The sequence below is a fragment of the Corynebacterium capitovis DSM 44611 genome (assembly GCF_030440535.1).
Classification (GTDB): Bacteria; Actinomycetota; Actinomycetes; order Mycobacteriales; family Mycobacteriaceae; genus Corynebacterium; species Corynebacterium capitovis.
In genome coordinates this window covers 1,290,806-1,303,626 of the sequence record NZ_CP047117.1, presented here as the reverse complement: position 1 = coordinate 1,303,626, position 12,821 = coordinate 1,290,806, and the positions used below count along the sequence as shown (strand labels likewise).

The 12,821-nt window shown below is 65.3% G+C and carries 11 protein-coding genes and 1 pseudogene; 9 read left to right on the top strand and 3 right to left on the bottom strand.

Annotated elements, in window-relative coordinates; genetic code table 11:
• The first annotated feature begins 10 nt into the window (after positions 1 to 10).
• Together mnmA and CAPI_RS06365 are read left to right on the top strand one after the other, a co-directional pair.
• Positions 11 to 1,090 (top strand): tRNA 2-thiouridine(34) synthase MnmA, encoded by a 1,080-nt coding sequence (gene mnmA / locus CAPI_RS06370; protein ID WP_026157167.1) that lies wholly within the window; start codon positions 11 to 13, stop codon positions 1,088 to 1,090.
• A 10-nt stretch (positions 1,091 to 1,100) separates the two neighbouring features.
• The gene (locus CAPI_RS06365) at positions 1,101 to 1,928 is read left to right on the top strand and encodes a uroporphyrinogen decarboxylase/cobalamine-independent methonine synthase family protein (protein WP_018017810.1); all 828 of its coding nucleotides are present in this window, start codon (positions 1,101 to 1,103) and stop codon (positions 1,926 to 1,928) included.
• Position 1,929: 1 nt separating this feature from the next.
• Here CAPI_RS06365 and CAPI_RS06360 read toward each other — a convergent pair whose 3' ends face one another.
• Entirely contained in the window at positions 1,930 to 2,604 is a 675-nt protein-coding gene (locus tag CAPI_RS06360; protein WP_018017809.1) for a 3'-5' exonuclease, read from the bottom strand.
• Between the two features lie 45 nt (positions 2,605 to 2,649).
• On the opposite strand from CAPI_RS06360, the gene ligA reads away from it, so the two are divergent.
• Positions 2,650 to 4,665: an NAD-dependent DNA ligase LigA gene (gene ligA / locus CAPI_RS06355; protein WP_018017808.1), complete on the top strand. Its 2,016-nt coding sequence runs from the start codon at positions 2,650 to 2,652 to the stop codon at positions 4,663 to 4,665.
• 30 nt (positions 4,666 to 4,695) lie between these two features.
• Here ligA and CAPI_RS06350 read toward each other — a convergent pair whose 3' ends face one another.
• Entirely contained in the window at positions 4,696 to 5,361 is a 666-nt protein-coding gene (locus CAPI_RS06350; RefSeq protein WP_018017807.1) for an ACT domain-containing protein, read from the bottom strand.
• A 113-nt stretch (positions 5,362 to 5,474) separates the two neighbouring features.
• Between CAPI_RS06350 and gatC the strand changes: the two genes are divergently transcribed.
• The 6 genes and pseudogenes from gatC to gatB all read left to right on the top strand — a co-directional run bounded on the left by gatC (position 5,475) and on the right by gatB (position 11,392).
• On the top strand, positions 5,475 to 5,774 hold the full coding sequence (gene gatC, locus CAPI_RS06345; RefSeq protein WP_018017806.1) for an Asp-tRNA(Asn)/Glu-tRNA(Gln) amidotransferase subunit GatC: 300 nt from the start codon (positions 5,475 to 5,477) through the stop codon (positions 5,772 to 5,774).
• Positions 5,775 to 5,776: 2 nt separating this feature from the next.
• Positions 5,777 to 7,267 (top strand): Asp-tRNA(Asn)/Glu-tRNA(Gln) amidotransferase subunit GatA, encoded by a 1,491-nt coding sequence (gene gatA, locus CAPI_RS06340; protein ID WP_018017805.1) that lies wholly within the window; start codon positions 5,777 to 5,779, stop codon positions 7,265 to 7,267.
• A gap of 77 nt (positions 7,268 to 7,344) precedes the next feature.
• Complete coding sequence (locus CAPI_RS06335; protein WP_018017804.1) at positions 7,345 to 8,376, top strand: ATP-dependent 6-phosphofructokinase; 1,032 nt, start codon at positions 7,345 to 7,347, stop codon at positions 8,374 to 8,376.
• A 21-nt stretch (positions 8,377 to 8,397) separates the two neighbouring features.
• A pseudogene (locus tag CAPI_RS06330) lies at positions 8,398 to 9,024 on the top strand (bile acid:sodium symporter family protein); the annotation flags it as partial.
• Positions 9,025 to 9,031: 7 nt separating this feature from the next.
• Positions 9,032 to 9,625: a GNAT family N-acetyltransferase gene (locus CAPI_RS06325; RefSeq protein WP_040356824.1), complete on the top strand. Its 594-nt coding sequence runs from the start codon at positions 9,032 to 9,034 to the stop codon at positions 9,623 to 9,625.
• Positions 9,626 to 9,892: 267 nt separating this feature from the next.
• A complete protein-coding gene (gene gatB, locus CAPI_RS06320) occupies positions 9,893 to 11,392 on the top strand; it encodes an Asp-tRNA(Asn)/Glu-tRNA(Gln) amidotransferase subunit GatB (RefSeq protein WP_018017801.1) in 1,500 nt (499 codons plus the stop codon).
• Here the strand turns inward: gatB and CAPI_RS06315 are convergent.
• Positions 11,370 to 12,797 carry a YkvI family membrane protein gene (locus tag CAPI_RS06315; RefSeq protein ID WP_018017800.1) on the bottom strand — a complete coding sequence of 476 codons (1,428 nt, stop codon included), beginning with the start codon at positions 12,795 to 12,797 and terminating at the stop codon, positions 11,370 to 11,372. The two genes, gatB and CAPI_RS06315, sit on opposite strands and share 23 nt — an antisense overlap.
• Between the last annotated feature and the right edge of the window lie 24 nt (positions 12,798 to 12,821).

Here is a 12,821-nt window from a genome sequence, read left to right as displayed (position 1 = left end):
CTCCTGCCCCATGCGGGTACTGGTGGCAATGAGCGGAGGAGTGGACAGCTCGGTCGCGGCGGCCCGTTTGGTCGAGGCGGGCCACGACGTCGTGGGGGTGCACCTGGCGCTGTCGCGTGATCCCCAGGCAACGCGCGAATCTGCCCGGGGTTGCTGCTCGCTCGAAGACTCTGCGGACGCTCGTCGCGTTTGCGACAAGCTCGGCATCCCCTTTTACGTGTGGGACTTCTCCGACCGGTTCAAAGAAGAGGTCATCGACAACTTCGTCTGGTCCTACGAGCACGGAGAGACACCGAACCCGTGCCTGCGCTGCAACGAGAAGATCAAGTTCGCGGCGCTGCTGGACAGGGCGCTTGCTCTGGGCTTCGACGCCGTCGCCACCGGCCACTATGCCGTTGTAGATTCCGACGGGAACCTGCGCCGTTCCGCCGACCCGCTTAAGGACCAGTCCTACGTGCTGGGTGTGCTCACCCGTAGCGAGCTCGACCACTGCATCTTCCCCGTGGGGGACACGGAAAAGCCCCAGATTCGCGAGGAAGCGGCTCGCCACGGTTTCGCCACGGCGACCAAGCCCGATTCCTACGACATTTGCTTTATTCCCGACGGCAACACCCAGGCGTTCCTGGGGTCCAGCATCGGCATGCGCCCCGGCATAATCAGAGACCAGGACGGCACGGAGCTTAAGGTGCACGACGGGGCGTTCCAGTACACCATTGGGCAGCGGCGCGGCCTCGACCTGCGTGTACCGGCTGCTGACGGAAAGCCGCGTTACGTCACTGGCATCGACGCGGCAACGGGAGTTGTCACGGTCGGCCCCCGCGAGGCGTTGCAGGTGAGCGTGATACGTGCGGACAGGTTGAAGGTCCTCCACCCCGAGATGACTGGGGCGTTTCGGGCGCTCGTTCAGGTCCGCGCCCACGGTGGCGTCGTCCCCTGCCTCGTAGACATTGCCGGGGATGAGATGACACTGGAGCTGGGCCGCCCCCTCGAGGGTGTCGCGACGGGCCAGGCGGCCGTGCTCTACCTCCCGGACCCGGATGGTCTTGGAGACATCGTCATCGGGTCGGGCACGATCAACGCGACAGCGTGAGGAACGAGCCGTGACCGCGTTCGGCCTTGGAGACATGCCGGGGTGCGACCTTGCCCAGGCCGCCGATGTCGTCCTTAGCGAGAGCCCTCTCCCGTACCTGCCCCAGTTGCCCCAGCGCGGCCTCGACGCCGTGGGTCGCACCGCCGCGCTGCTCGACATCCCGATTGATCGGGGGCCGCGCGGGTGGCGGGTGGCCACGCAGCACCGCGCGGCGAAGGATCAGATGCCCCGTGACCTCGACGTCCTCGAGCAGCTCTGGGCCGGCCGGCTCAGCGAGGTCAAAGTGCAGCTTGTGGGGCCGTGGACTCTGGCCGCGGAGATCGAGATGGCTAACGGGCACCGGATGATGACAGACGCGGGAGCCCGACGAGACCTCGTGGACGCCCTCCTCGGTGCGGTTGAGGAGCACCGCACGGACGTCGAAAAGCGACTGCGTGCGCGCAGCATCCTCCAGCTCGACGAGCCACGCCTCGCCGACGTTATAGCCGGCACCGTGCGCGGGTCGACCGACTTCGAAACCATCCCGGCGGTGCCCGAACCCGAAGAGACACTGTCTCGCTTCGGCGATTTCTTGCTCAATGCGCCCACGCTTATCGACGTCCCGTGGGCCGTCACCGACATCACCCGCGCGCACGACGGGCTCGCCCGCGCGTTGGAGCGGGGAACGCGCCTGGCGGTTGCTCCCGTCGAGCCGAAGCGCCTGTGGCGGGTGTTTGACGAGCTCCGAATCGACCCCGGGGAGGCGCGGCTCGACGTGTGGGCGAAGCCGGCGCCGACGCTGACGCAGGCGGCGCGCAACCTCGCCGCGGCCCGGGAGATGGCCGAGGGCCTCGCCTAGCTCAGCCCAGCATGGGCCACGAGACGCTGAAGTCCGACACGTCGCGCCCCTGCTTCTCGAAGTAGGCCTTCGTGTCCAGCGCCCTTTCGTAGTACTGCACGGCCTGATACTCCATCAGCTCGCCGGTATCCATCTGCGACAGCTCGGGCCAGACCGAGCGGACCTGCTTCCAGGCGATGCGGGCGGCGGCCATCGCGTCGGAGGTGGCTTCGTGCGCGTTGTCGAGGCGCACCCCGTAGTACTCCGCAAGGTCACCGAGGGTGCGCTTCCCCTTACGCCACGGGTCGCGGGCGCGGTCGATCACGAGCGGGTCGAACACGGCGCCCGTGACGGTGAAGTCACCGGTGAGCTGGCGCAGGACCGTCAGGTCGTAGGGGGCGTTGAACACCACGAGCGTGAGCCCCTCGTCCCACCCCTTCTTGATTTCCCGCACCGTATCGCGCAGCACGTCTTCATGTGGGCGGCCTTCCGCCCTCGCCCGCTCGGTGCTAATGCCGTGGATTTCCTGCGCTGCCTCGGGGATGTCCACCCCAGGGTCCGCCAACTGCTCGCTGGCGCTGATATCGCGCCCGTCGATACGAACGAGTGCCGAGGTGACAATCCGCGCCTCAAGAGGATTCGGCGATGTCGTTTCAAGGTCAAACGAGAGCATGCGCGAAGCGTCGAAAGTGGGCATGAGGCACACTCTAGTGGCCCGGCCAGACAACTAGACTGGCTGACTGTGACTGAACCTTCCCCCGACTTGCTCCGCCAGTGGGACGAACTGGCCGCAGAGGTCCGCAAGCACCGCGATCTCTACTACAACGGAGAACCCGTCATTTCTGACGCGGAGTTCGACACCCTCTTCCGGCGCCTGCAAGCCCTGGAGGACGACCACCCCGAGCTCGCCGTGCCCGAATCCCCGACCAAGGAGGTCGGTGCCCCCGTCTCCAGTGCGTTCGCCGACGTGGAGCACCCGGAGCGGATGATGAGTCTGGACAATGTGTTCAGTGCAGAAGAATTGCAGGAGTGGCTGGACAAGACGCCCGGCCCCTACACCGCGGAGCTCAAGATCGACGGCCTGTCTATCGATCTGATTTACGAAGACGGGAAGCTGACCCGCGCCGCGACCCGCGGAGACGGCCGCGTCGGCGAGGACATCACCGACAACGCCCGCGTGATCCCCGACATCCCGCAGCAACTCAGCGGCGACTACCCACCGCTCCTTGAGGTGCGTGGGGAGGTCTTCATCAGGCCGGAAGACTTCCCAGAACTCAACGAGCTCCGACTCCGCGAGGGGGGCAAACCCTTCGCCAACCCGCGCAACACAGCCGCTGGAGGCCTGCGTCAGAAGAACCCGGAGGACGTGAAGAAGCGCAAGCTTCACATGGTGTGCCACGGCATCGGCGCGCGCGAGGGTTTCGCGCCGAAGACGCAGCATGAGGCCTACGACAAGCTGCGGGAATGGGGGTTGCCCGTCTCCGAGTACACCAGACTCGCCGCCACGGCCGATGAAGCCCAGGACGCTGTGCGCTATTGGGCGGATCACCGCCACGATGCCATCTTCGACATGGACGGGGTGGTCATCAAAGTCGATCCGGTCGCGCAGCAGCGCGCGCTGGGGGCGACCAGCCGCGCCCCCCGGTGGGCCATCGCCTACAAATACCCCCCCGAGGAGGTGACGACGAAACTGCTCGACATCGCCGTCTCCGTCGGCAGAACCGGCCGCGCCACGCCGTTCGCCGTCCTCGAGCCTGTCTTCGTTTCCGGCTCCACGGTCTCCCTGGCCACCCTGCACAACCAGCACGAGGTGAAGCGCAAAGGCGTATTGATTGGGGACACCGTCGTCGTCAGAAAGGCCGGTGAGATCATCCCCGAGATCCTCGGACCCGTCGCCGATCTTCGCGACGGCAGCGAACGGGAGTTCGTCTACCCCGTCACCTGCCCCTCGTGCGGCACGAAGCTCGCGCCGGCGCGCGAGGGCGACGCCGACTGGCGCTGCCCCAACACTCGATCCTGCCCTGCACAGCTCTCCCAGCGCCTCAAGTACCTCGCCGGACGCGGCGCCTTCGACATCGAGGCGCTCGGTGAGAAGGGCGCCCAAGACCTCATCGCGTCCGGCGTTCTCATCGACGAGGGCCCCCTGTTCGACCTCACCGCGGATGACCTCGCCAAGTCCCACGCCTACACGACGAAGAAGGGGACGATCAACGCCGCGGGCAAGAAGCTTCTAGACAACCTCGCTACCGCCAAGGACGTTGAACTCTGGCGTGTCCTCGTCGCCCTTTCCATCAGGCACGTCGGCCCCACCGCCGCCCGCGCCCTCGCCGCGCGTTACCGCAGCATGCAGTCGCTTATCGACGCCCCCGTCGACGACCTCGCCGAAACCGACGGGGTCGGGCGCATCATCGCGGAAAGCTTCAAAGAGTGGTTTGACGTCGACTGGCACCGCGACATCGTCCGCTCATGGGCGAAAGCCGGTGTGCGCATGGAAGAATCCACGTCAGACGTGCTCCCGCAAACCCTCGATGGCTTGAGCGTCGTGGTCACCGGCACGTTGGAGAACTACACCCGCGACGAAGCCAAAGAGGCCATCCTGGCGCGCGGCGGCAAAGCTGCGGGCTCCGTGTCCCGGAAGACTAGTTACGTCGTGGTCGGCGAAAACGCCGGCTCCAAGGAAGACAAGGCCCGCGAGCTAGGCGTGCCGATTCTCACCGAAGCCGAGTTCACCCGCCTCCTCGACACCGGCTCCGCCTAACCCCCGCGCCGGCCTCGGCGGGGAGGGAGGCTAGCGCAGCATGGCGCCGATGATGTGGCCCAGGTCGCTGATCTGCGACACCTCTGATGCGAGGAAGTCGGGACCGCCGATGCGCCCGATGACGAGGACGAGGTCCGTGCCGGTCAGCGGGGAGATTGCGAGGGTTGTGTCCAGGATCCACCACGCCTCCGGGACCCAGGTGTCTGTTTCGGGGTGGAGGATGCGCGCGCTGGTGACGTCGACAAGCGTGGGCGTCGAGCCGTCGTCCTCCGGGGCGGCCTGGGATCCGGTGACGCGCACGAGCCCCGCGCCGGTTTCGCGCACCACGACGGCCCAGGACGACGTCATGGCCTGAGGCAAGACGGCGACGAGTTCTGCGGCGGCGGCGGCGACGTCGTGGGTTACTTGCGCGATGCGGGCGAGCATTTCGATCTGGCCACGGCGGTCGACGCGCCCGGTGAATGGACGGATGGAGTCGACCTCGACGCCGTCGAGGGAACCCGCTGCGGTGATGAGGGCGTCGACAAGAGTGCCCGTAGGCAGCTCGACCACGATGTCGTCTGTGACGAATCCGTCCGTGGTTGTCTCGACGATGTCCACGGAGCGGATGTCGGCGTCGATCATGCCGAAAGCCTCGGCCAGCTCGCCGAGGCTTCCTGGTGTGTCGGGGAGGGAGACACGGATCAGATACGACATGGCTTCTTTTATATCAGCCTGAAACTCAGGATTGCCTTATCCCGTGCGGGCCCATGTGCCTGCGTGACGTAAGATGAGGAGCGTTTTCCACCCCCGTATAGATTGGATTTGCTTTGTCTGAGATCTCACGCGATGAGGTGTCCCACATCGCCCGTCTCGCCCGGATCCGCATGAGCGAGGAGGAGCTCGACCACATCGCTGACCAGCTCGACACAATCGTCAGCGCCGTATCTGCCGTGCAAGAGGTCGACACGCAGGGCGTCGCTCCGATGAGTCACCCACACTCGATCGACGCGGGTATGCGTGCCGACGTCCTGCGGGAGACCCTGTCGCAGGAGCAGGCGCTGGACCAGGCCCCGGAAGTCGATGAGCAGCGTTTCGTGGTCCCGCAAATCCTCGGGGAAGGTGAATAAATATGGCGCAGAATAGGTACACGATTCCCACGCAGGGCCTGGTCGGGAAGCCCGCCCACGTTCTGGCTCGCAAGATCCAGGACGGTGAGGTGAGCTCGCGCGAGGTCACCCAGGCGTTTTTGGACAGGATCGCCGAGACGGACGGCGAGCTGGGCGCGTTCCTCCACGTCGGAGCGGAGGAGGCGCTGGCCGCGGCGGACAAGGTCGACGAGCAGGTCGCGCGGGGGGATGAGCCGGCATCGGCTCTCGCTGGGGTCCCGCTGGCGCTCAAGGACCTGCTGGTGACGACGGACGCGCCGACGACCGCGGCGTCGAAGATTCTGGAGGGGTACGTCAGCCCCTACGATGCGACCGTCGTCAAGCGACTACGCGATGCTGGCATCCCGATTCTGGGCAAGACCAACCTGGATGAGTTCGCGATGGGGTCGTCCACGGAGAACTCCGCCTACACGTCGACGAAGAACCCGCACGACCTCACCCGCGTGCCGGGCGGATCCGGCGGTGGAACTGCTGCCGCGCTCGCGGCAGGCCAAGCCCCCCTGGGCATCGGGACGGACACGGGCGGGTCGATCCGCCAGCCCGCGTCCCTGACGGGGACAGTGGGCGTGAAGCCGACGTACGGCGGGGTGTCTCGCTATGGTGTTATCGCCTGTGCCTCCTCGCTTGACCAGGTGGGCCCGTGCGCGAACACCGTACTCGACACGGCGTTGCTGCATGAGGTCATTGCCGGGTACGACGAGTTTGACGCGACCTCCGTTGACCAGCCGGCCGCTGCTGTGGTTACTGCCGCCCGCGAGGGCGCATCGGGCGACCTCACGGGCGTCAAGGTCGGCCGCGTGAAGCAGTTTGACAGCCCGGGCACGCAGCCGGGGGTGGCGGACGTCGTCACCAAGGCTTACGCGCAGCTTGAGCGTCAGGGCGCCACGCTTGTCGACGTCGACTGCCCCTCCTTCGCCCACGCGATGGGTGCGTACTACATCATCCAAATGTCTGAAGTGTCCTCGAACCTCGCTCGTTACGACGGCATGCGCTACGGGCTGCGCGTGGGCGATGACGGGAAGCGTTCCGCCGAGGAGGTGATGGCCCTGACCCGTGGCGCCGGATTCGGCGCGGAGGTCAAGCGCCGCATCCTCCTGGGCACCTACGCGCTCTCGGTGGGGTACTTCGACGCCTACTACCTGCAGGCGCAGCGGGTGCGCACGCTCATCGCGCAGGATTTCCGCCGCGCGTTCGAGGAGGTCGACGTGATCGCCGGCCCCGCCGTGCCTACGACGGCGTTTAAGCTGGGCGAGAAGGTCGACGACCCCTTGGCGATGTACAACTTCGACCTCTTCACCCTCCCGCTCAACCTCGCGGGCCTGCCGGGCATGTCGGTGCCCGCCGGCATGGCCCCCGACACGGGCCTGCCGGTGGGTCTGCAGCTCATCGCGCCGGCATTCGAGGACGACCGCCTCTACCGGGTCGGCGCCGCCTTCGAAGCTAGCCGCGCCTAGACCCAGCGCCTAGACCCAGCGTTGAGGGGTCCCAAGCCCGGAGGCGCGCGTTTCGGCGAGACGCTAGGCTGGGACGCATGCGACTTGCGACACTGACCTCCGGGGGGGATTGCCCAGGCCTGAACGCCGTCATCCGTGGCATCGTGCGCACTGCCAGCGCGGGATACGGTTCCACAGTCGTCGGTTATTTGGACGGCTGGGTGGGCCTCATGGAGGACCGCCGGATCGATCTTTACGACGACGCGTACATCGATTCCATCCTCCTGCGCGGTGGTACGATCCTCGGCACCGGCCGATTGCACCCTGACAAGTTCAAGGCAGGGCTGGACACGATCAAGGCGAACCTGAGCGACGCCGGGGTGGACGCGCTCATTGCGATCGGCGGCGAAGGCACATTGAAAGGTGCAAAGTGGCTCTCGGACAACGGGATCAACGTTATCGGTGTGCCCAAGACCATTGACAACGACGTCGCCGCAACCGACTACACCTTCGGCTTCGACACCGCTGTGTCGGTTGCGACGGACGCGATCGATCGCCTGCACACCACCGCGGAATCCCACAACCGAATCCTCATTGTCGAGGTGATGGGGCGGCACGTCGGCTGGATCGCCCTGCACGCCGGAATGGCGGGTGGCGCTCACTACACCGTGATCCCTGAAGAACCCTTCGACATCGAGGACATCTGCAAGGCGATGGAACGTCGCTTCCAAATGGGTGAGAAGTACGGCATCATCGTTGTCGCCGAGGGCGCCCTGCCCCGCGAGGGGACGATGGACGTCGGTCTCGGCGGGGAAGACGAATTCGGTCACGCCACGTTCGCCGGGATGGGCCAGATCATCGCGGGTGAGATCAAAAAGCGCCTGGGGTACGACGTCCGCACGACCGTCCTCGGCCACATCCAGCGTGGCGGCACACCCACCGCGTATGACCGGGTCCTGGCCACGCGCTACGGGGTCCATGCCGCCCGCGCGGCACATGAGGGCAACTTCGACACGTGCGTCGCCCTCCACGGGGAGAACATCGAGCTAGTCCCGCTTGACGACGCAGTCGCCCACCTCAAGAAAGTCCCCGAAAACCGCTACCGCACCGCGCGGACCATGTTCGGCTAGTTCATCTGGCGGGACTAAGATTCCGCAGGGGTCATCCTAGTCGGCTGCGCGCCGGGCGGGACCTCCTCAAACGTCGTGAGCTACCTCGCGCGTGGCGACGTCGCACTCTCCGTCACCATGACCTCCATCTCCACCTTGCTCGCGCCCCTCGTGACCCCGGTGCTCGCCCTCTGGCTCGCCGGCGAATACATGCCGGTCAGCGCCTCGTCGATGGCGCTGTCCATCCTGCAGATGGTCTTCCTCCCCGTCGTCGCCGGGCTGGTACTCCGCCTCGTCCTGCCGAAGGCCATCGAGGCCGTGCTGCCCGTGCTGCCGTGGGTCTCCGTCGTGTCGATCTCGCTGATCGTCGCCATCGTCGTCTTCGGCTCCCGCGACAAGATCGTGCAGGCGGGCCTTATCGTGCTGGCCGCTGTCGTGATCCACAACGCCCTCGGCTACGCGCTGGGCTACGCTACGGGTCGACTGACCCGCCAGCCCGAGCCCGTCGCGCGCACCATGGCCATCGAGGTGGGCATGCAGAACTCCGGGCTCGCCGCCACCCTGGCCGCGGCTTACCTCAGCCCACTCGCCGCGCTGCCCGGGGCGGTCTTCTCGGTGTGGCACAACCTCTCCGGAGCCCTGCTCGTTCTCATTGCACGTCGAGTAGACTACTCAAATGACTGGGCACTCGGTGGTGATGGAAAACGCGCTGGTCCGGCTCGAGCCGCTGGGCGGTGTACACGCAGAGGACCTGCGCGCCGCGGCCGGGGACCTGGGCAGGATCTGGTACGTCGATCACGTGCCTTCGCCTGAAGGGGTCGCCGCCCAGATCGAGTTCCTGCTCGGCAGCGACAATTACGCTCCGTGGGCTGTCATCGACCTCGCGGCCGGGCGCGCCGTCGGCGTGACCTGCATGTACAACATTGACGAACACAACCGGCACTGCGAGCTGGGCTACACCTGGCTCGGTGCCGAGGCGCAAGGCAACGGCATCAACGCAGGCCTCAAGCTCCTCGTGCTCACCCACGCCTTCGAGGAGCTCGGCTTCATCCGCGCGGAGTTTCGCTGCCACTCCATGAACTGGCAGTCGCGCCGCGCTCTAGAAAAACTCGGCGCCACCTACGAGGGCACGTTGCGACGCCAGCGGATCATGAGCAACGGCACCGTGCGCGACTCCTGCATCTACTCCATCCTCGACTACGAGTGGCCGACCGTGAAGTGCGGGTTGGAGGCGCGGGTGGAAAAGACTCGGCACCGGTCGGGGGCTTAGTAAGCACGTGGCAGAAGGGTTTTTACCCCGGCCGGCCAATCGCTCTCGTTCACTGCGAGTGAGCTTCGTCGGGCAGTGGGTTGAATCCACGGGCTTCCAGGACAGCATTGATCTCTCGTTTCTTTGCGCTGTCGATTACGCCGTCGCCACTAGTGCAAGGGGCAGCGGACTCTTGCTCGATGGGTCGTGGTGGGGAATCGCCGAACTCTGAGAAACGCGTTGCCCTCACAACACGGGTACCAATGCTGGAGAACTACACTGTAGGCCATGACTGCCTACGACCTGATGGATTTCGACGAGGTACTGGAGAAGTTCGACCCGGTAATGGGTCTGGAGGTGCACGTCGAGTTGGGGACCGAGACGAAAATGTTCTCCTCGTCCTCCGCGCACTTCGGGGCCGCGCCGAACAGCAACGTCGACCCAGTGTCGCTGGGCCTGCCAGGGGCGTTGCCCGTGGTCAACGCGAAGGGCGTCGAGTGGGCGATCAAGATCGGACTGGCCCTGAACTGCTCAATCGCCGAGTCGAGCAGGTTTGCCCGGAAAAACTACTTTTACCCTGACCAGCCGAAGAACTACCAGATTTCGCAGTACGACGAGCCCATTGCGTACGACGGCTACCTTGACGTGGTCCTCGAGGACGGGACTGAGTGGCGCGTCGAGATCGAACGGGCGCACATGGAAGAGGACACGGGCAAGCTGACGCACCTGGGTTCGTCGACCGGGCGGATCACGGGTGCGACGGCGTCACTTGTGGACTGCAACCGAGCGGGTGTGCCTCTCATCGAGATCGTGACGAAGCCCATTACCGGGGCGGGGGAGCGTGCGCCCGAGGTGGCTAAGGCGTATGTGGGGGCGCTGCGCGAGCTGGTCAAGGCGTTGGGCGTGAGTGACGCTCGCATGGACCAGGGTTCGATGCGGTGCGATGCGAACGTGTCGCTGCGCCCGATTGGCCAGGAGGAGTTTGGCACGAGGACCGAAACGAAGAACATCAACTCGTTGAAGTCTGTGGAGCAGGCGGTTCGGTTCGAGATGCAGCGCCAGGCCCGAGCGCTGGTAAACGGGGAGGAGATCGTCCAAGAAACGCGCCACTACCAGGAAAAGGACGGCACGACGCTGAAAGGCCGCCCGAAGGAGGAGGCGAGCGACTACCGCTATTTCAACGATCCGGATCTTCCGCCGGTCGTCGCTAGGCGGGAGTGGGTGGAGGAGATCCGGCAAACTTTGCCGGAGCTGCCCTGGGTGCGACGCGCGCGCATTCGCGACGAGTGGAAGCTGCCCGAGAAGGAGTTTCGCGACCTAGTCAACGCCGGGGCCCTGGATGTGGTCGTCCAGACCGTGGAGGCCGGCGCCACACCGGGTGAGGCCCGGGCGTGGTGGGTGTCCTACATTCTGTCGAAGGCGAACGAGCTAGGCCGTGACCTGGACGCAGTGGGCGTTTCCCCGGAAGACGTGGCCAGGGTGGTGCAGCTGGTCAAGGAGGGCAAGCTCACTACGAAGCTGGCGCGCCAGGCTGTGGATGGCGTGATCGCTGGTGAGGGGAGCGTTGATGAGGTCGTCGAGAAGCGAGGTCTCGAAGTTGTCCGCGATGATGGCGCCATTGAAAAGGCCGTGGATGAGGCGCTGGTAGCGAACCCGGACATCGTGGAGAAGTACCGCGCCGGCAACACGAAGGTGACTGGTGCGATTGTCGGCGCGGTCATGAAGGCGACGCAGGGGAAGGCGGACCCGGGTCAGGTCAACAAGCTTATTGCCCAGAAGTTGAGCTAGAACCGGCTTCGGGCTTGACCGCGGGGAAGCTGCCCGTTTCGTACATCTCGGCGTAGGCTTCCCAGTCGATGGGCTTGTCTTCGGGGGAGTCGGGGGCTCCCTCGTAGTTTTCGTGCTCCGGGTTCAGCGCGGGGGCGTCGTCGAGGGAGAACTCGCTGACGGGGTCGGCGTCGAGCTCGGCGGCGACTTCTTCCTGGACGGATTGCCATAGTTCGGTCTCGTCAACGTTAGATTCGGTCACGAGGCTTTCTACTTCTCGACGCTCCCTCGCGCTCAGGTCATCCTCGCTGGGTTCGAGCGCGGTTTCCGCGAGCTCGGCGAGGCGCTCGCGCCTGCGGGTTTCCTCCCGGATCCGCCCACGGTCCTTCAGCCACGAGCCCAGCATCACAGCGATGAGGGCCATCCCGAGGTAGCCGATGACGGGGTAGACCCAGCTGACCAGCGAGGCGAAACCGATGAAGGAGAGCGCGAAACCGATCAGAACCACCGTGAAGTAGACGGGGCGGAACAACTCTGGGCGCGACGCTGTGAGCCGGCGCGCCATCGCGTAGAACATGCCCACGGCCGTGTTGTAGATCATCAGGTAGATGACAACGGAGACCGCAAGCCCTACCAGCGGGTGCATGTTGTGGAAGACCATGAGCAACGGGAAGTCAGCACCGATGACGCCGTCCATGTTTGCGAAGATGACGAATACCAAGATCACCAGCATCACGGAGAACAGCATTCCGCCGACGAGCCCGCCTGTGCCGGCCTCCCGCGGGTTGAGCTGAGAGCCGGCGATGACCAGGATCATCGAGACCGCCATGATGATGCAGAGCGCGGAGTAGTTCAGGGCGGAGATGAGCCAGTTGTTGAACACGCCGCTGGCGGGGGTGTTCGTCATAGCGAGGTCGTTGAGGGCGCCGATGTGGTCTGGCATGTTGACGATCGTGACCATGAGGGCGCCGACGACCGACAGGATGAGCAGGGGAGTAATCGCCGAGATGACATTAGTTAGCTTGTCGACGTTCAAGAACCCCGAACCCAACAACATCAGCGTCATCACGACGGAACCGACCCAGGTCGGGGTTCCGAATTGCTGGGCCATGTTCGATCCTGCCCCGGCGACCATCACGAACCCGATGGCGAAGAGTGTGAACATGGTCGATATGTCGAGGAAGGTGGACACCACCGGTTTGCTCACTCGGCGGAACACGGCGCTGTGGTCGTTGGCCAGGTAGTAGCTACCCAGCTGGAACAAGGTCGAGCCGACGAGCACGATAATGATGCCCGCGACGATCGCCCCGACGATGCCCCAGTAGCCGTAGGCCAGGAAGTACTGGATCGCCTCCTGCCCGCTCGCAAACCCAGCACCCACCAATAAGCCGACGAAGGCAAGCGCCACCTTGACGGATTTTTTCATAACTCGTCCAATCTTTGTCTTACA

Bases quoted from the DNA above. Each gene is read 5' to 3' on its own strand.
- gatA (WP_018017805.1), top strand. From the start codon at position 5,777: ATGGCGCAGAATAGGTACACGATTCCCACGCAGGGCCTGGTCGGGAAG.
- gatB (WP_018017801.1), top strand. From the start codon at position 9,893: ATGACTGCCTACGACCTGATGGATTTCGACGAGGTACTGGAGAAGTTC.
- CAPI_RS06335 (WP_018017804.1), top strand. From the start codon at position 7,345: ATGCGACTTGCGACACTGACCTCCGGGGGGGATTGCCCAGGCCTGAAC.
- CAPI_RS06325 (WP_040356824.1), top strand. From the start codon at position 9,032: ATGACTGGGCACTCGGTGGTGATGGAAAACGCGCTGGTCCGGCTCGAG.
- CAPI_RS06315 (WP_018017800.1), bottom strand. From the start codon at position 12,797: ATGAAAAAATCCGTCAAGGTGGCGCTTGCCTTCGTCGGCTTATTGGTG.
- CAPI_RS06360 (WP_018017809.1), bottom strand. From the start codon at position 2,604: ATGCCCACTTTCGACGCTTCGCGCATGCTCTCGTTTGACCTTGAAACG.
- CAPI_RS06350 (WP_018017807.1), bottom strand. From the start codon at position 5,361: ATGTCGTATCTGATCCGTGTCTCCCTCCCCGACACACCAGGAAGCCTC.
- mnmA (WP_026157167.1), top strand. From the start codon at position 11: ATGCGGGTACTGGTGGCAATGAGCGGAGGAGTGGACAGCTCGGTCGCG.